Here is a 16,917-nt window from a genome sequence, read left to right as displayed (position 1 = left end):
CATTGTCCTCGAATGACCCACATTTTACGCGGAACGAAGTACAAGCTTAGTTCAGGATTAAAAGTGTGTTAGCCCAGCGGATTTAACCGCTTCGTCTATTCTTTATGAAATAACTCACTACCGGGAAAATTATGCAGATTCGAAAAGGATTAAATACGGACCTCGTCCGTCTTGAATGTTGTGACTTTTCTTTCACCATTAGCCACATTGCGCGAGAGCCCTTTATCCATTGTGATTTGCATATCGAAGCCGTTGCCGAGCCCTGGATTAAAACCTACGAGCTCGACATCCAAACCCTTGAAAATCACTGCGTTAATCCGGACGCCATATTTCTTATCGCCGAAACGGATGACGGTGAAATAGCCGGATTTATTACCGCTTCAATTGGCTGGAATAAATTTATCTCAGTGGATTATATCGCCGTTGAGCGTACAAAACGCAGAACCGGCGCCGCACAAAAATTGATGGCCGCCGCCCACGTCTGGGCCCGCAGCGTAAACGCGCCGGGATTACGGCTTGAAACACAAAACGTGAACGTCTCTGCCTGTCTGTTTTACCGTAACTACGGGTTCACCCTGGGCGGATACGATCGTTATCTGTATAACGCCTTGCCGGAAAAAGACGAGGTCGCCCTATTCTGGTATTACATGCTGGTCTAGCAACGCAGCCTTCATATTTCTGTCATTGAATTTCATTACGCTTTCGGGATTTTAACCAGGGTGTTGAGGAAAAAAGCGTGAATTCAATGGCTAAGGCATTACTGCTGGCATTACCTGTTATGAGTGCAGCGGCAACCGCGACGGCTGCCGGGCGCGACCTGTGTGAACCGAAAGCGTACGAAATGGCGCTGCGCTATCAGCAGAAATCGGCAGAGATTATGGCCCTTCAGCTGCAAACCTATCGGTTTGCCACCGAGCGTTTCAACGAGAAGTTAAAGGATCTGAAAACGCCCGAAAATTACGCCGTGGTGATGGACCTCGACGAAACGGTGCTGGATAACACCCCTCTGCTGGTGCGCGATGCGGAGCAGTGTCACGACTATACACAATGGGACACCTGGAGCGACTGGGAGAAGCAGGGAAAACCCGGCTTAATCCCAGGGGCGAAAGCGTTTCTTGACCACGTGAATCAGAGCAAGGTCCGGATCTACTACGTTTCGGATCGTATGCAGGAAAATAAAGCCGACACGCTGAAGACGTTAAACGCTCTCGGCCTGCCGCAGGTGTCTGACGAAAGCGTGCTGCTGGATACGGTCAGCAAGGAAGAGCGTCGCCAGAGCATCCTCAAAAAACAGCAGATCGTGATGCTGTTCGGCGACAGCCTGCCGGATTTCGCCGTGCAGTTTAAAAACAAAAAGCCGAGCGAGCAGCAGCGTGAGCTGGTTGAGGCCAGCGCCGAACACTTCGGCAACGACTGGATTGTGCTCCCTAATGCCGCTTATGGCGCCTGGTCCAAAGCCACGCTCGATAGCTGGAACGCACCGCTGAAAAAATAAGGTCTTACGGGCTGGAAAAGGCATTGCCCGCCTTCCCGGCCCTTCGGTTGGCTATCCATCCCGTTTATAGGTCCTATCATTTCTGGGCAGGTTCTTATAATTTTACGGAGCAGTAAGATGAGCACTTTCAAAGGAGACTCGTATGCTGACCGTGAAAAAACTTGCTCTTTCCACGCTGATTTGCAGTTCACTGCTTTTCTACCCTGCGCTCCAGGCTTCGGCAGAGACGCCCCAGCACGTCGTTAAACAACCGGCGGGCGGATACAGCGTTCAGGTTGGGGACGTTCTGGTCACCTCGTTTACCGACGGGACCGTCGCGCAGGATCTGCACAAGCTGCTGCGCCGGACTACGCCGCAAAACATTGATGCGCTGCTCGCGAAAAATTTCCAGACCAACCCGCCTGAGGTCTCCATCAACGCGTTCCTGATTGCGATGCCCGGACATAAAATTCTGGTGGATACCGGCTCGGGCCAGCTCTTTGGCCCCGGTAACGGCGGCCGTCTGATTGAGAGCCTCGCCACGCAGGGGATTAAACCCGAGGACATTACTGAAGTCCTGCTAACCCACGCCCACTCCGATCATGCCGGTGGCCTGGTGAAAGATGGCAAGGTGGTGTTCAGCAACGCGCGCGTTTTTGTTGGTAAACCGGATATCGACTTTTTCTTTAACGACGACAATCAGAAGAAAACCGGCTACGGCAAGAACTACTTTGACGTCGCGCAGAAGACCTTAAAGCCCTATCTTGACGCGGGGAAAGTGGTGCCGTTTAGCGGCACATCGGAGATTATCCCGGGGCTGACCGGCACGGTTCATCCCGGACACACGCCGGGCTCAGCCTTCTACACGCTGACAAGCAAAGGCGAGAAGATCACCTTTGTCGGCGACATCATTCACGCCGCGGCGGTCCAGTTCCCGCAGCCTGCGGTGACCATCACCTACGATGAAGATCAGAACAAAGCGGCAAGCGTTCGCGAGCATGCGTTCGCTGACTTTGTGAAAAATAAAGATCTCATTGCCGCCCCGCACCTGCCTTTCCCGGGCATCGGCTATGTAACGAAAGGCGAGAACGGCGGCTATGCCTGGGTCCCTGTCACCTATACCAACCGGGACGCCAGCGGCGCGAAATAGAGCGATGACGCGGATATCTGACATGGACATAGACCTGCTCCTGACGCTGGACGCCCTGCTTCAGGACAGGAACATCACCCATGCTGCCGCGCGGCTGGGCATCAGCCAGCCCGCGCTGTCTGCCCGTCTCGCGCGTCTGCGCTCGCTGTTTGGCGAACCACTGTTCATTCCCTCCCCGCATGGACGCGGGGTATTACCCACGCCGCGAGCGGAAGCGCTCAAGCCGCAGGTGGCGAACGTACTGCGCGGCATCAGCGCGATGTTTGCCCCCACGGCATTTGATGCGCAAACCAGCAGCCGGACCTTTGTTATCGCGCTGCATGAGAACCCGGCGCTGATGCTCGGCACCGGACTGCTTAACCAGGTGGGAACCGACGCCCCCGGCATCCGCCTGCGCTTCGCCCTGCCGGAGATGGCTGACCTGCCGCAGCAGCTGGAAAACGGGGATGTGGACATCTACATCGGCGTGAGCGCGGGCGCTCATGACGGCTGGGTGAGGCGCAAACTCCTCGACGACGCGTTTGCCACCGCCCAGCGTAAAGGCCATCCGCGCGGAACAGGTCCGTTAGATCTGGAAAGCTACTGCGCGCTTTCCCATCTGGTGGTGTCGTCGGCGGGAGATCCGTTTACCGGCTTTATCGACCAAACCCTTGCCGGGCTGGGCTATCAGCGACACGTCGCCATGTCCACCCAGAGCTACGCCATGGCGCCACCGCTGGTTGCCGGTACCGACCTGGTCTGTACCCTGCCGGAACGGATGCTGCGACGGTTCGCCAGCACGCTGGATATTTTTCCACCGCCGCTGCCGCTCCAGCCGATTACCATCAACATGTACTGGCACCCGAAAAACAGCCAGGATCCGGCGAATGCCTGGCTGCGCGAGCAGCTGCTGCGGGCCGCCGGACGTCAGGTGTGATCGAGGGTAACCAGAAACTTTTTAAGCACTTCTGAGCGAATAATCCGGTGGCAAACCAGGGTGAGTTCGCTCTCCCGCAGCCGGTCGAGAATGTCCACGTAAACCACATTCTCGACGCTCACCGCCTTTGCCGACGCGGGCAACAGCGCCAGCCCAAACCCTGCCGAAACCAGGCTTATCACTGTGGGCACATCGGTTGCGTTTTGCACCACGTCCGGCTGAAAGCCCGCCCCGCTGCAGGCGTCATAGAAATACTGTTCCAGCCCCATTCCCTCCGGGTCGCGCAGGGAGATCCATTTTTCGTCTTTCACCGACGAAAGCGTCAGCGCGGCGGACCCGGCCAGGGGATGCTGACGATATAGCGCCAGCACCGTTTTCTCCGAGGTGAACGGACGACTTTGCAGATCGTCCGGCAGCGACGGCAGCGGCGCGCGGATGATGGCCACATCGAGCTGATTGCTCTGCACGGCAGCATAGAGCGTCTGCACGTTTCCCGTCATCAGCGACATGGTAATGGCCGGCCAGCGGCTGTGCATCTGGCGAAGCGCGGCGGGCAGCCTGCCGTCGAACATCGCGCTCGACACGCACCCGAGGTTTAACACCCCCTGCTCGCCCCGTGCCGTTTGTCTGGCGTCCAGCACCGCCTGTTCGGTCAGCGAGATGGCGAGCCTGGCTTTTACCAGGAATGCTTCGCCCGCGGGCGTCAGGGTTAAGCGGCGATTCGCACGGCTGAAAAGCGTGACGCCTAAACGTTCTTCCAGGGCCTTTATCTGCTGGCTCAGCGCCGGTTGCGCCATGTTCAGACGCTCGGCGGCCCGGTGCATGTGGAGCTCTTCGGCAACGACGATGAAGTGGCGCATCTGACGAAACTGCACGAGACGCCTCCTTATATTGATATTAATTTACTTATCAATTTAACATTAATGATGCAATTGATGCTATTGGTCATTGCCATAAAAATGGAGGTATTCAACCAAGGGAGGAAAATATGGAAAACAAGATTAACGATCTCCGCAGCGCCATCGCCTTACTGCAGCGCCACGAAGGGCAGTATCATGAAACCGATCGTCCGGTCGATCCCAACGCGGAGCTGGCGGGTGTCTATCGCCATATCGGCGCAGGCGGCACGGTTAAACGCCCAACCCGCACTGGCCCGGCCATGATGTTCAACAGCATTAAGGGCTATCCGCACTCCCGCATCCTGGTGGGCATGCACGCCAGCCGCGAGCGCGCGGCGCTGCTGTTGGGCTGTGAGCCTTCGGAACTGGCAAAGCACGTCGGCCAGGCGGTGAAAAAGCCGGTTGCGCCGGTTGTCGTTCCGGCCACACAGGCCCCCTGTCAGGAGCAGGTCTTCTACGCTGACGATCCTGACTTCGATCTGCGCAAGCTGCTTCCGGCCCCGACCAACACGCCGATTGATGCTGGCCCGTTCTTCTGTCTGGGGCTGGTGCTGGCAAGCGATCCGGAAGACAGCTCGCTGACGGATGTCACCATTCACCGCCTCTGCGTGCAGGAGCGCGACGAGCTTTCCATGTTCCTTGCCGCCGGGCGCCACATCGAAGTGTTCCGCAAAAAAGCGGAGGATGCCGGAAAACCGCTGCCGGTGACGATCAACATGGGACTCGATCCCGCCATCTATATCGGCGCGTGCTTTGAGGCCCCCACCACGCCGTTTGGTTATAACGAGCTGGGCGTCGCCGGGGCGCTGCGTCAGCAGCCGGTCGAGCTGGTGCAGGGCGTGGCGGTCAAAGAGAAAGCCATCGCGCGGGCGGAGATCATCATCGAGGGCGAACTGCTTCCGGGCGTGCGCGTGAGAGAGGATCAGCACACCAACACCGGCCACGCGATGCCGGAGTTCCCGGGCTACTGCGGCGAGGCGAATCCCTCCCTGCCGGTGATCAAAGTGAAAGCCGTGACTATGCGAAACCACGCAATCCTGCAAACGCTGGTGGGGCCGGGGGAAGAACATACCACGCTGGCCGGATTGCCGACCGAGGCCAGCATCCGTAATGCCGTTGAAGAGGCGATTCCGGGCTTCCTGCAAAACGTCTATGCCCATACCGCGGGCGGCGGCAAGTTCCTCGGAATATTGCAGGTGAAAAAACGCCAGCCGTCAGACGAAGGACGCCAGGGCCAGGCGGCGCTTATCGCCCTGGCCACCTATTCGGAGCTGAAAAACATTATTCTTGTCGACGAAGACGTGGATATTTTCGACAGCGACGACATCCTGTGGGCAATGACGACGCGCATGCAGGGTGATGTGAGCATCACCAATATTCCGGGGATCCGCGGCCACCAGCTGGATCCGTCCCAGTCGCCGGATTACAGCACCTCGATTCGCGGCAACGGCATTTCCTGCAAGACGATCTTCGACTGCACGGTGCCGTGGGCGCTGAAGGACCGCTTCGAGCGCGCGCCGTTTATGGAGGTGGATCCGCGTCCGTGGGCGCCGGAGCTGTTTGCCGCTAAAAAATAGAGAAAATCACGCGCGTATGGCCCACAGGTCATACGCTTATTTTCTTTTCAAGCGTGGCGATATTTTCACCCGCCACGCGTTTCACAGTGAAACGATCGACGCTCAGCAAAATGAGCATCAGCCCCCTGCCGCTCTCCAGCAGCGGCGACATTTCGCAGAAACGGTCTCGCCTGGCGGCCTCAAGCCGCTCCTGCGGGAACGCGTCACCCGCGTCGCTGAAAACAACGCAGACGTCATTGCCGCGGACGTCGAACTGGACGCGAAAGACGCGCGAGTTATCCTCGTGAAGCGCGTAGCGGATGATGTTCGTCGCCACTTCACAGGCGGCGAGATCGAAGGCGAAACGCCACTCATCATCGACGGGAAGCGCGCTCAACCTGTCGCCAAGCCAGCCGGACAGCGGCGTCAGGGACGCGATCGCCGCCGGAAATTCAGCCTGATCCGGCCTCTGCATCTACTGCCCCAGTTGCGCAAGCGCGCTATGTTTATCCGGATAGATGCGGAAGATGCGATCCATTCGGGTCAGGGTGAACATGTTCATGATCCCGGGGTTCAGGGAGCACAGCGCCATTTCGCCTTTTCCATTCATCAGCTTGAACAACGACACCAGCATCCCCAGCCCGCTGCTGTCGATAAAATCCACTTTGCTAAAGTCGACGATTAAGGCTTTACGATCGCTGCCAATTTCCTCCGTCACGGACGCTTTAAACGTCGCGGCAACGGAGGCATCCAGCCGCCGGACTGCGGGCGTGAGAATGTTGGCATGCGGTAGTCGTTCGGTGTTAATAATCATTCTGTTCTCCCTGACGCTCAATCACGAGCAGTGACACGTCATCGGTTAAGGCGATGGGTTCATCACGATTTGCATTGCGCCAGTCGGTCAGGTGGTCACCAAACCGCGGCAGGAGCTGGTCAACCGGGAGCCGGGCATGCTCATGAAGCCAGCGTTCGAGACGCTGCGGGCCAAACTGCTCGCCGCTGACGTTCTCACACTCCGTAATACCGTCACTGAATAAGCATAAGCGATCCCCCGGATTGAGGGTAAACGCGACGTCCTCCCAGCTCAGGTCTGGGATCAGCCCGACCGGCGGGCCGCCATCGCCCACGGACGTGACTTCGCTGTCTGCGTTCACAATGACGGGAGTGGGATGCCCGGCCTGACACAGCAACCCCTCACCACTCTCTGGATCGATCACGCCGTAAATGAGCGTGAAATAACTGGTGATGTCGCTCTCTTCACTGCAAAAGCGGCTGTTCAACATCCTGACGACCTCCGCAGGTGACTGAATACCGCCCTCATCGGTAAACAGAAAGCGATCCACCACACGGCCATGTAAAAACTGGCGAGCCACCGCGAGGGACATCATCGCGGCCCCCACGCCGTGACCCGAGACATCAACGCAATAGAATCCCAGATGGGAATCCAGCGGAAAGATATTGAACACATCGCCCGAGACCCAGGCTGACGGTAGGAAAAGCCAGTCGGAGAAGTAGTCACCATAGCGTAAGCGGTGTGAAGGCAGCACCGAGTGCTGAACGCGCGCCGCCAGTTCAAGATCTTTTTCAATCTGATGTAACGCTTCACTCAGGCGCTTGTTATGCGCCGCGAGAGTCGCCTCCAGCGTCAAAATACGTACCCCGGCGTGGAGCCGCGCCCGAAGTTCAGCCTGTTCAACGGGCTTGCTTAAAAAATCATCCGCCCCGGCATCAAACCCCTGCGTCAAGTCCCCGGCATTCTCGCGGGCCGTCAACAGGATGATATACACATAGTGGCCAAACTGACGGTTACGGATCGTCTGACAGAGCGTAAGTCCGTCCATTTCCGGCATTTCCCAGTCGCTTATCACCATGCTAACCGGCTGACTGGACAAGATTTCCAGCGCGGCGACGCCATTTTCCGCCTCGCTCACGAGATACCCCCACTGGGTGAGCATCCGGGAGAGTAGACGACGATAAATCAGCGAATCCTCAACAATTAACACGTGCAGAGCCGACATGTATCCCTCCTATAGCGGTAAGAACCAGATGAGGCTCACGGTCCCTTCCCTGAATTTTGCGTTACCGTTGCCGTGCCCCGGATAGCGCGTCCCCGCATAGTTAGCGTACTGAACAGAGAACGATCCCGGCGTATAGCCCGCGTAGCCAAAGCTGTAGCTGTAATCGCCGTTCCAGGGCTGCTGCTGGCTGCTGTCCGGAAACCAGAATGCCGTCGCACGAACGAAGAAATGTTGTTTGAAGGTGTAGCCGCAGCCGCCCAGCATGACGTTTTTATTTTTGCGGATGTCATCGCTGCTGAGATCGTAGTAGCGCGGGACCCAGCTGTACCCGACCTGGCAAATAATGGAATCCCCTTTGTTTATCAGCAGCGAATTTTCTATCGGTTTGGGCAAGGAAAACTTATAGGCCAGCGTAAATGCACCCTGTTCGAAATAGGTATGTCTCCTGCTACCCGACGTCCAGAAGTGGTTATCGCCGTAGTTTCCGTAAACCAGGCTAAACGTATTTGCATGCCAGTCGTCATAGCCGAAACTATAGCGAAAGTCCGCGGTGTAGCGGTTGGTATCCCTGACGGGCAACCGGGAGGTAATGTTGGCAAACCAGAAGCTGTACGGGGAATACTGAAGACTCAGATTCAGCGTCTGGTTAATTTTTTTCTCCTGCGCGGCGCTGTCCGAGCTATTGGGCACGCTCACCATCTGCTCTTTCAGCCCTGAACTGAAGCTCAGAGCCCCTGAAAATTTCTTGTCATTTCCCGAGAACAAACGCCCCCACCGGCTGGTAAACACGCCTGCCTGAACGGGTTCACCGTTCTTATCGCGCAGGGTTTCTTTATCACTGCTTTGTGCCGCCTCTGCGGCGGGGATCGCGGCGAGCAGCACGCCCGCCAGAAGCCATTTTTCGCGCATAACCGCCATCCTTAGTTAGGTATCCAGCGTGCGCCGACGTCGTATTTTGCCATCAGCCACAAAATACCCAGTGCCGCCGCATGCACTAACGTGTTCTCTATCCAGGCGTGACGCCATAAGTCGAAGGTGATGAACTGGCTCACCAGCAGCACTACGTACACATGCAAAATAAAGGTATAAAGCGAGTGCTGGCCTAGCGGGATCAGGAACCATCCCAGCAGGCGGTTGAGCGGCGTCCAGCAATATGTCAGCACCAGGTAGACGGTAACCATCAGGGCGATATCGTTTAGCACCCGCACCGGGCCCAGCCCATTCTTCGCCGCCCAGGTGTGATAAAAGGTATTGAAGCTATCAGGCGGAATCACATGCATCAGCAGCGCGGGGGGCATAAACGGGTTGGTATGGTTCTGTGCAACGAACCCCAGAATGAGCGCCACCATCACCAGCGCAACCACCACCACTTTACCTGCTGACGTGCGTGCGAAAGAGATCAGTTCGGCTTTATACCAGCCGCTGACCATGCCCAGCACAAAGATGAACTGCCAGGCCAGCAGCGGAAAGGCAAATTCGAACTCCGACGGGGTCAGCCGAAGCGGCCACCTCTGCCACAGGCCGTACACCAGCAGCGACAGCCCTAACAGCCACCAGACTTTCCCTTTCTGCAACATCCCTAAAAAAAGGGGGCTAAAGAGCAGCAAAAAGATATACAGTCCCAGAATTTGCGTCTGATGGGGGCCGATCTGCAAATAGAGAATAATGTTGAACCAGGTCTCTTTAATCTGCGGCGTAACAGGATAAAGCGACCAGCTTTGCCCCGAAAAACGGTCGGTAAAATGGGTAACCTCGAAAATATTAATATGTGGGATATAGGCCAGAAGAATAAATGACACTATGACAATGATATTTACGCGATATATTTTCCACGCCCTGAGATAAAGCCCCCAGGAAACCGTGAGTAAAACCACTTTTTGCAGACGCGCGCGATTCAGCATTCCCAGCATAAACCCCGAGAGAATAACAAACCCTTCAGCACCTGTGGTCAACCCGAAGCGCTCCCAGGAGAATATATTAAATACCGACATTACCTCCGTATGCGCCACGACCATCATGACGAGGGCAATGCCGCGCATAAAGTCAATTCTCAGATCCCGGGCACCTGCAACAGCATAACGCCATGCTATTGATTTATCGGCATCTTCTTGCGCGATGGACGGCGCAACATGGCTCATAGGGTGTCCTTTGCCTGAAAACGAACATTAAGGTCTAAATAAAGTAGATAGCCTAAAGGAATAGTAACTGCAATTTATCGGCGACAGATGAAACATATTAAGCAGAATTAAAGCTGAATTAACCCCTGCTACATATTAATAAAAACGCGGCTGGACACTTTTATTCGGCGTTCTACACTTATCTTAAATCTTGTTTAATCGCTATTTTCTTTCTCTTTTGGGCAACTGTCTGCGCAGCAGAATGGGTCTGCATTTTCACGGAATCAGGAACGCCGGAACTATGGATTTTTATTTTTCCCGTTTTGAACATCGTCGTCCTCCGGAGCCGTTAACAACACCGCGTTGGGTAATGATGACCTGGCAGGTGTTAGCGGTCGCGGCGCTTATTCTGGGCGCCAATTATATTTACTGGCGCTGGACCTCCTCCCTGAATACGGACGCGTTATGGTACGCCATACCGCTGGTTCTCGCCGAAACGCTGGCGTGGATCGGCACAGTGCTGTTTACCATCAATTTATGGAAAGAACAGGATCCTCCCCAGTGCCCGCCGCCTGGCGAAATTAACGAATGCCTGTCGCCAGAAGAGACCGTAGAACCTCGTCCTGTAAAAGTGGATCTGTTCATTGCCACCTACTCGGAAGATACCGAACTGGTCAGGCTATCCATTCGCGACGCCCTGAAGATGGCGTACCCGTTCCCGATTGACTACCGGATCCACGTGCTTGATGACGGCCGTCGCCCGGAGATGAAAGCCGTTTGCGATGAGGAAGGCGTCAATTACATCAGTCGACAGACCAACATCGGCTTTAAGGCCGGTAATCTGCGTAATGGCCTTGAGCAAACTGACGGCGATTTTATTGTCATCTGCGACGCCGACACCCGGGTATTTCCCACCCTACTCAGCCATACGCTGGGCTATTTCCGCGATCCGGACGTAGCCTGGGTGCAGACACCGCAGTGGTTCTTCGATCTTCCGGAAGGTGAAAATTTGTCACGCTGGGGCCAGCGGAAAGCGGGAAAAGTGGGCTACGGTCTGGGCTGGCTGATTCAAAAGTGTGTTGGCCCGGTCACGATAGGCCGCGACCCGTTTTTTAACGATCCACGCATGTTCTATGACGTGATCCTGCGGCGGCGAAACTGGGCGAACGCGGCTTTCTGCTGCGGCGCGGCCTCCATCCACCGTCGCGAAGCGGTCATGCAGGCCGCGCTGCGCAGCTATGTCTGGTCCGTCGAAGAGGAGATCCATCGCCATACGCGCGATATTCGCGATGACGAAACGCGGGAAGCGCTGCAGGAGGCAATGCGCCCGCACGTAGCGTTTGACACTGAGCTAACGCCCTACAAATTCCACGTCTCGGAAGATATTTACACCTCGGTGCTGCTGCACGGTGACGCCGCACGACGCTGGCGCTCGGTCATGCACCCGCGGGTGGAGTCGAAGATGCTCTCTCCGCAGGATATGCTGACCTGGATGATCCAGCGCTTTAAGTACGCCGCCGGCTCGCTGGATATTTTGTTCCATGACAACATCTTCAGCCGTCGCCGCTTCAGGCTTTCCCTACCCCAGACGCTGATGTATGCCACCACCTTCTGGTCGTACATGGCCTGCGTGTGGAACACGGTGTTTTTGATTTCACCCATAATTTATCTGTTCACAGGCATTCCGCCGGTATCCGCCTGGTCGACGCCGTTTTATCTCCACTTTCTCCCGTTTTTTATTTTCTCTGAACTGGCCTTTATGTTCGGGACATGGGGGATTTCGGCCTGGGACGGCAGGGCCTCCTACCTCTCCTTCTTTTCCATGAACCTGCGCGCGCTCAATACGGTGCTGCGGGGCGAGCAGATCAAATTTCACGTTACGCCAAAAGAGCGGCAGACGGGCCGCTTTCTCTACCTGGTGAAGCCGCAGATAGCCATCGTGGTGCTGACCCTGACAGGACTCGTCTGGGGCGGTATCCAGGTGGCGCGTGGACAGGTGGACGACCCCTCCGGCTACGTCATCAATATTTTCTGGGGAGGGGTGAACATCGCCGCCATGCTGCCGCTAATTTTCGCGGCCATGTGGACGCCCGCTGAAGAGGACGAGGTCACCCAATGAGGATACGTGATGCCCTGCTGCCCGCTCGCAGCTACCTCACCATTTTGCTCGGGTTCCTGCTCGGCTTTGCCATTGTGGTCTGGGTGGAGAAACAGATGCCCACGCGTGTGGAAAGCAGCGGCGGCATCGCGCTCAGTAAAGACTTCCCACCGCTGCCTGCGAAACGGGCGCTGACCTATGACGAAGCCATCTGGGCGCGGGTCGCCTGGCAATACTACGTGAATAATACCCAGCCAAACGGCCTGGCGAACGCCAGCGACGGTGAACCGTGGCTGAGTCTATGGAGCGTGGGGAGCTATCTGTTTGCGACTGCCGCCGCACAGCAGCTCAACATCATTTCCACCGATGAGTTTGACGAAAGGGTCAGCACGGCCCTGTTTACGCTGGGGCAGCTGCCGCTCAACGAGCGAGGCCTCCCTGCCGCGTATTACCATGCTGACACACTCAAGATTCTGGGCAAACCTGACGCCTCCGCAATCGGTCTGAGCCGGCTGCTGACGGCATTACAGACCCTGCTGTGGCGCTATCCGCAGCACGCGGCGGCCATCCGCGATTTGTTGAGCGTGTGGCGCACCGCGGCGCTGATTGAAAATAACACCCAAAGCCAAGCTGCGGTGCCGCTCCATCACTGGACGCTGACCGATGACGAACAGCGGGACAGCTTTGGCTATAGGCTCTATGCCAGCCATACGCTGCGCTTAATTGACAGCGCGGCAGGCCTCGCGGTGACCAATCCGCCTGAAGGGCAAAAGATGATCGATCTGGACGGCGTGATGGTGCCGGATGAAGGGCTACGCACGCCCTGGGGCAAGCAAACCTCCCTGATCAGTCTCCCCTATCTGTTAACCGGCCTTGAGCTGGGCTTTGACGCGCAGAGCGCTGAAATCGCGTGGCGGATTATGCAGATCCAACAGCGGCGTCATAGCCTGCGTACCCCAAAACCGCCGGTCAGCACGGATTATGCCGAACCGGCGCCGGATTATGTTAACGATCTGCCTGACAGGCAGCCGGTTCAGGCGCGCAACCTGCGCGACGAAGTGCCGGAGAAGGTGGCGATTACCTCCACACGCACCGCGTTTGCCTGGTACGCCCTGTTCCGCAACAGCTGGAGCGAAGCGCTGCGCCAGCAGGTTCTGCCGCTTCAGGTGCCGGGTAAAGGCTGGCAGCGCGGGTTAAATCTCAACAACAGCGTCAATGCCGTCGTAGACGCCGATACCAATGCCATTGTGCTGGAAAGTCTGTCTTACATCGCGCATGGCCAGATGCTCTGTCTGGCCTGCCTCTCCACTTCCCCCTCAGCAGGAGCAACGCCATGAAGCCACGATCCCCGATCCTTTTCCACCTGCTCACGGGAATAACGATCTGCTGGCTGGCCTTATCGACCGTGCGTGCGGACACCGAGCTTCCTGCATCAGGTTACTCCCCGCGTAGCGGCGAGCTGACCGCCCGAGAGATGACCATCGCGAAAAACGCCTGGCAGTATTTCGTCTCCAACTATCAGCCCACGACGGGCCTGGTGAATGCGGTCAACAAATACCCCTCCACCACCATGTGGGACAGCGCCTCCTATCTGGCCGCCCTGACGGCGGCGCGCGAGCTGGGGATCATTGATAAAGCGGAATTTGACCGCCGGATGCTAAAATTCCTCGCCACGTTAAACACCCTGGTACTGTTCCGCAACGAGCTGCCCAACAAGGCATATAACACCATCAGCGGCCAGAAAGTGGACTACACCAACAAGCCCGGTGAAATTGGCTTCTCGGCGCTGGATATCGGGCGAATGCTGGTCTGGCTGAAAATCATCAAAGAGCGTTATCCGGAGTACGGCAACAGCATTGATAACGTGGTGCTCGGCTGGGATTTCAGCCACGCGATCGACCCCTGCGGCACGCTGTACGGCGCCTATCTGGAGAACGGCCAGCCGAAATATGTTCAGGAAGGTCGGCTGGGCTATGAAGAGTACGGCGCGGCCGGTTTCCAGCTGTGGGGGTTTAATACCTGTAAAGCCAGCCGTCCGCAGCCTTACGAGCTTGCCGAAATCTACTGCGTGCTGGTCCCGTACGATACACGCGACCCGCGCAACACGTCGCAGCATAACTACGTGGTGACGGAATCCTACCTGCTCTACGGGCTGGAGTTCGGCTTTGATAAACCGACCGACCGGGATAACGCCCCGCGCGACTACTCCCTGACGTGGATGAAAAACTTTGCTGACCGCGTTTATCAGGCTCAGGAGAACCGCTATACCATTACCGGCGTCCTCACCGCGCGATCTGAGCACCAGCTCGATAAAGCCCCTTACTTCGTCTATGACACCGTCTTCAGCGACGGGTACAACTGGAACACCATTACCGATAAGGGCCAGTTCGTCCCTAACGCTGCCGCGATATCGCTTAAGGCGGCGCTGGGCATGTGGGTGCTGTGGAACTCCCCCTATACCGACCGCCTGCTGAACACCATTGAGAATGCCAACGAAGAGGGAAAAGGCTACTACGAAGGGCTGTATGAAAACGGTGACGGGCCGATCAAGGAGTTCACCGCGAACAATAACGGCATCATGCTGGAGGCACTGCTGTTCAAAAAAGAGGGAAAACTGCTGGCCTTCAACACCGACAACCCGAAGAGCAAGGATTTTGCCCCATCGCTGTGGGATCAAAAGCTGCTCGATCAGTTTGAAGAGAACAACGCGCTGCGCAGTCGCCCGTTCCTGAGCAGCACGCCGGCCGTAAAAAGCTGGTGCGACCGGACCGGCGTCACGCAGCGTACCAAACCCGCCTGTCTGGCCTGTCAGTGCGCGTCATGCAACGTGGACGAGCCCGTTAAACTGCCACCGGTGACTGCGCAATGCTTAAAACCATAGCCAGAGGGCTCGCGGGATTACTCCTCGCAGGCGCGATCATCTTTGCTCTGTTTGGCCATCAGGGAGCAGGCTGGCGCTGGCTCATCAACGGCGGCTGGCACTCCAGCGCGCGTATCTCTGCCCTGACGCCGGAAGAACAGAAATGGGCGGCAACCGCCTGGCGCTATTTCGTCAATAATACCCAGCCGCAAACGGGGCTGGTCAACGGGAGCGACAAACAGCCCCGCGTCACGCTCTGGCAAATGGGCGATACGCTTATCGCCCTGCTGGCGGCAAAAGAGCTGGGGCTAATTGATGACGCCCAGTATGACGCTCGTTTAACCCGTCTAATGGGCACCCTTAACCGCCTGACGCTGACCGAGGTCCGGACGCCGGGCCGGCTCTATTCCAGCCAGACGGCGGCGCCGATCGATTTTAGCGGCAACCCCGTCAAAAATGGCTGGTCCGCGCGCGACATGGCGCGTCTGATGCTCGCCCTGCGCCTCACCGCTGAGCGGGAGCCACAGTACAGTGAATACCTCGATAAAATTATCCTGCGCTGGAATTTCTGCCCGGTCATCGACGGTGAAGGCGAACTGTGGTCATCTTCGCTGCAAAATGGCCAGCCGGTGGTCCGGGAAGAGCTACGTCTGGGCGAGAGCGAATACGCCGCGACGGCGTTTCATCTATGGGGTTTTTCCCCGGATAAAGCGTTTACGCCGCCGATGAACCACGTCATCATCTCTCAACGGCGGCAGGCCGTGGATGCCCGGGATCCGCGCACCACGTGGCAGCCCTCCCTGATTACCACCCTTCCCTATATGCTGCCGGGCCTGGAGTTTGGCTGGGAGCCCGAAGGCGTTGCGGCCGATCTGCAAAAACGTCTGCGCAAGCAGGCAGAAAACGTCTGGCTAAGCCAGAAGACCCGCTGGGAGACCGATAAGATCCTGACGGCCAGGGCGGATTTCTCGCTCTCTCAGGCGCCCTGGCATATTCAGGATACCGTCTGGGGAAATGGCTATGCCTGGAACTCTGTCGGCGACGATGGCCGGGACTACACCCGTTTCGCGCAGGTATCGACCAAGGCAGTCTTTGCCCTGTGGGCCCTGTGGGACACCCCGTACACCGACGTGCTGATGACGGTTACAAAACACCTTAACGATCCGCAGAAAGGCTGGTACGAGGGCCGTCAGGAAGCCACGGGTGATACCAACGCTGCCTTAACCCTCTCAACCAATGCCACGGTTCTGGAAGCCCTTTTCTTTAAACACAACGCCGGGCCGCTGTTTGACGTGCGTCGATCGAAGAAAGAGAGCTATTTTTCACGCCGTCTGGCAGAGGAATACACGCCCATCGGGCACTGTCTACCGGGCGAAAGCACCCTAAGGAGGACGCCGTGAAGTTTTATCGCGATCTGTTTGAATCCAGCCTGAACCGCGTCTTTCCGAATAATGAAAAAACCGCGTTTTTTCAGACGTTCTATGACGCCTTCGTCCACATGTCACCCGAAACTGAAGCGCATTTTTCTCGTCTGCCGGATCGGGAAGGTCAGCAGACCCTGTTTAAAAGCTTCTTCGCCATGCTTGCGGTAGACGGCGCATTAATCGTGCCTGATTTTCTCGAACGCCTGGCGCGGGAGCAAAGCGACGACGGTCTCCACCTCCCCCCGCGATTTTTTGCCCTGTGGCGCGAAGCGATGTTGAACGCGGTGAGCCTGCGCGATCCGCAGTGCGACGATGAGATCCTGACGGCCTGGGCCATGGCGATCGCGCCCGGGCTGGAATACCTTCGCCGACAGGCAGAACTGCACTACCGCGCGTAGGGAGGAT

At 57.1% G+C, this 16,917-nt stretch carries 16 protein-coding genes; 10 read left to right on the top strand and 6 right to left on the bottom strand.

Features of this window, described 5'->3' with window-relative positions; translation table 11 throughout:
• The first annotated feature begins 131 nt into the window (after window positions 1–131).
• From ACDO57_RS05535 to ACDO57_RS05520, 4 genes are all read left to right on the top strand, one after another.
• Entirely contained in the window at window positions 132–659 is a 528-nt protein-coding gene (locus ACDO57_RS05535) for a GNAT family N-acetyltransferase (RefSeq protein WP_024908537.1), read from the top strand.
• Between the two features lie 86 nt (window positions 660–745).
• Window positions 746–1,495, top strand: coding sequence for a 5'-nucleotidase, lipoprotein e(P4) family (locus ACDO57_RS05530; RefSeq protein WP_275985721.1), 750 nt, complete (start codon window positions 746–748; stop codon window positions 1,493–1,495).
• Window positions 1,496–1,637: 142 nt separating this feature from the next.
• Entirely contained in the window at window positions 1,638–2,624 is a 987-nt protein-coding gene (locus ACDO57_RS05525; RefSeq protein WP_370883635.1) for an MBL fold metallo-hydrolase, read from the top strand.
• 4 nt (window positions 2,625–2,628) lie between these two features.
• Complete coding sequence (locus ACDO57_RS05520) at window positions 2,629–3,540, top strand: LysR family transcriptional regulator (protein ID WP_370883634.1); 912 nt, start codon at window positions 2,629–2,631, stop codon at window positions 3,538–3,540.
• On the opposite strand, the gene ACDO57_RS05515 is transcribed toward ACDO57_RS05520, so the two are convergent.
• The gene (locus ACDO57_RS05515) at window positions 3,531–4,415 is read right to left on the bottom strand and encodes a LysR substrate-binding domain-containing protein (RefSeq protein WP_090416892.1); all 885 of its coding nucleotides are present in this window, start codon (window positions 4,413–4,415) and stop codon (window positions 3,531–3,533) included. The genes ACDO57_RS05520 and ACDO57_RS05515 overlap by 10 nt on opposite strands.
• Window positions 4,416–4,528: 113 nt before the next feature.
• Here ACDO57_RS05515 and ACDO57_RS05510 point away from each other — a divergent pair, with 113 nt between their 5' ends.
• Entirely contained in the window at window positions 4,529–6,016 is a 1,488-nt protein-coding gene (locus ACDO57_RS05510; RefSeq protein WP_032647308.1) for a UbiD family decarboxylase, read from the top strand.
• Between the two features lie 28 nt (window positions 6,017–6,044).
• On the opposite strand, the gene ACDO57_RS05505 is transcribed toward ACDO57_RS05510, so the two are convergent.
• The 5 genes from ACDO57_RS05505 to opgC are packed head-to-tail and all read right to left on the bottom strand — an operon-like array spanning window position 6,045 to window position 10,151.
• A complete protein-coding gene (locus ACDO57_RS05505; RefSeq protein ID WP_090416888.1) occupies window positions 6,045–6,470 on the bottom strand; it encodes an ATP-binding protein in 426 nt (141 codons plus the stop codon).
• Window positions 6,471–6,809, bottom strand: coding sequence for an STAS domain-containing protein (locus ACDO57_RS05500; protein ID WP_024908544.1), 339 nt, complete (start codon window positions 6,807–6,809; stop codon window positions 6,471–6,473).
• Complete coding sequence (locus tag ACDO57_RS05495) at window positions 6,799–8,013, bottom strand: PP2C family protein-serine/threonine phosphatase (protein ID WP_024908545.1); 1,215 nt, start codon at window positions 8,011–8,013, stop codon at window positions 6,799–6,801. The genes ACDO57_RS05500 and ACDO57_RS05495 overlap by 11 nt, the downstream gene beginning before the upstream one ends.
• A gap of 9 nt (window positions 8,014–8,022) precedes the next feature.
• Entirely contained in the window at window positions 8,023–8,922 is a 900-nt protein-coding gene (locus ACDO57_RS05490) for a hypothetical protein (protein ID WP_081112037.1), read from the bottom strand.
• A gap of 11 nt (window positions 8,923–8,933) precedes the next feature.
• Window positions 8,934–10,151 (bottom strand): OpgC domain-containing protein, encoded by a 1,218-nt coding sequence (opgC, locus tag ACDO57_RS05485; RefSeq protein ID WP_370883633.1) that lies wholly within the window; start codon window positions 10,149–10,151, stop codon window positions 8,934–8,936.
• Window positions 10,152–10,431: 280 nt separating this feature from the next.
• On the opposite strand from opgC, the gene ACDO57_RS05480 reads away from it, so the two are divergent.
• Genes ACDO57_RS05480 through ACDO57_RS05460 form a run of 5 tightly spaced genes read left to right on the top strand, consistent with a single transcriptional unit; the run spans window position 10,432 to window position 16,910 of the window.
• Window positions 10,432–12,249, top strand: a complete 1,818-nt coding sequence (locus ACDO57_RS05480; protein WP_090416884.1) for a glycosyltransferase — start codon at window positions 10,432–10,434, stop codon at window positions 12,247–12,249.
• Window positions 12,246–13,565 (top strand): DUF3131 domain-containing protein, encoded by a 1,320-nt coding sequence (locus ACDO57_RS05475; RefSeq protein WP_370883632.1) that lies wholly within the window; start codon window positions 12,246–12,248, stop codon window positions 13,563–13,565. Before ACDO57_RS05480 ends, ACDO57_RS05475 begins: the two co-directional genes overlap by 4 nt.
• On the top strand, window positions 13,562–15,109 hold the full coding sequence (locus ACDO57_RS05470) for a DUF3131 domain-containing protein (RefSeq protein ID WP_090416880.1): 1,548 nt from the start codon (window positions 13,562–13,564) through the stop codon (window positions 15,107–15,109). The genes ACDO57_RS05475 and ACDO57_RS05470 overlap by 4 nt, the downstream gene beginning before the upstream one ends.
• Window positions 15,094–16,488 carry a DUF3131 domain-containing protein gene (locus tag ACDO57_RS05465; RefSeq protein WP_370883631.1) on the top strand — a complete coding sequence of 465 codons (1,395 nt, stop codon included), beginning with the start codon at window positions 15,094–15,096 and terminating at the stop codon, window positions 16,486–16,488. The genes ACDO57_RS05470 and ACDO57_RS05465 overlap by 16 nt, the downstream gene beginning before the upstream one ends.
• On the top strand, window positions 16,485–16,910 hold the full coding sequence (locus tag ACDO57_RS05460) for a hypothetical protein (RefSeq protein WP_028013202.1): 426 nt from the start codon (window positions 16,485–16,487) through the stop codon (window positions 16,908–16,910). The genes ACDO57_RS05465 and ACDO57_RS05460 overlap by 4 nt, the downstream gene beginning before the upstream one ends.
• The last annotated feature ends 7 nt before the right edge of the window (window positions 16,911–16,917 follow it).

The sequence above is a fragment of the Enterobacter cloacae complex sp. 2015409 genome (genome assembly GCF_041365315.1).
Lineage (GTDB): Bacteria > Pseudomonadota > Gammaproteobacteria > Enterobacterales > Enterobacteriaceae > Enterobacter > Enterobacter pseudoroggenkampii.
This window is presented reverse-complemented; position numbering and strand designations above follow the sequence as displayed.

Bases quoted from the DNA above. Each gene is read 5' to 3' on its own strand.
- ACDO57_RS05510 (WP_032647308.1), top strand. From the start codon at position 4,529: ATGGAAAACAAGATTAACGATCTCCGCAGCGCCATCGCCTTACTGCAG.
- ACDO57_RS05525 (WP_370883635.1), top strand. From the start codon at position 1,638: ATGCTGACCGTGAAAAAACTTGCTCTTTCCACGCTGATTTGCAGTTCA.
- ACDO57_RS05520 (WP_370883634.1), top strand. From the start codon at position 2,629: ATGACGCGGATATCTGACATGGACATAGACCTGCTCCTGACGCTGGAC.
- opgC (WP_370883633.1), bottom strand. From the start codon at position 10,151: ATGAGCCATGTTGCGCCGTCCATCGCGCAAGAAGATGCCGATAAATCA.
- ACDO57_RS05535 (WP_024908537.1), top strand. From the start codon at position 132: ATGCAGATTCGAAAAGGATTAAATACGGACCTCGTCCGTCTTGAATGT.
- ACDO57_RS05475 (WP_370883632.1), top strand. From the start codon at position 12,246: ATGAGGATACGTGATGCCCTGCTGCCCGCTCGCAGCTACCTCACCATT.
- ACDO57_RS05465 (WP_370883631.1), top strand. From the start codon at position 15,094: ATGCTTAAAACCATAGCCAGAGGGCTCGCGGGATTACTCCTCGCAGGC.
- ACDO57_RS05480 (WP_090416884.1), top strand. From the start codon at position 10,432: ATGGATTTTTATTTTTCCCGTTTTGAACATCGTCGTCCTCCGGAGCCG.
- ACDO57_RS05530 (WP_275985721.1), top strand. From the start codon at position 746: ATGGCTAAGGCATTACTGCTGGCATTACCTGTTATGAGTGCAGCGGCA.
- ACDO57_RS05500 (WP_024908544.1), bottom strand. From the start codon at position 6,809: ATGATTATTAACACCGAACGACTACCGCATGCCAACATTCTCACGCCC.
- ACDO57_RS05495 (WP_024908545.1), bottom strand. From the start codon at position 8,013: ATGTCGGCTCTGCACGTGTTAATTGTTGAGGATTCGCTGATTTATCGT.
- ACDO57_RS05505 (WP_090416888.1), bottom strand. From the start codon at position 6,470: ATGCAGAGGCCGGATCAGGCTGAATTTCCGGCGGCGATCGCGTCCCTG.
- ACDO57_RS05470 (WP_090416880.1), top strand. From the start codon at position 13,562: ATGAAGCCACGATCCCCGATCCTTTTCCACCTGCTCACGGGAATAACG.
- ACDO57_RS05490 (WP_081112037.1), bottom strand. From the start codon at position 8,922: ATGCGCGAAAAATGGCTTCTGGCGGGCGTGCTGCTCGCCGCGATCCCC.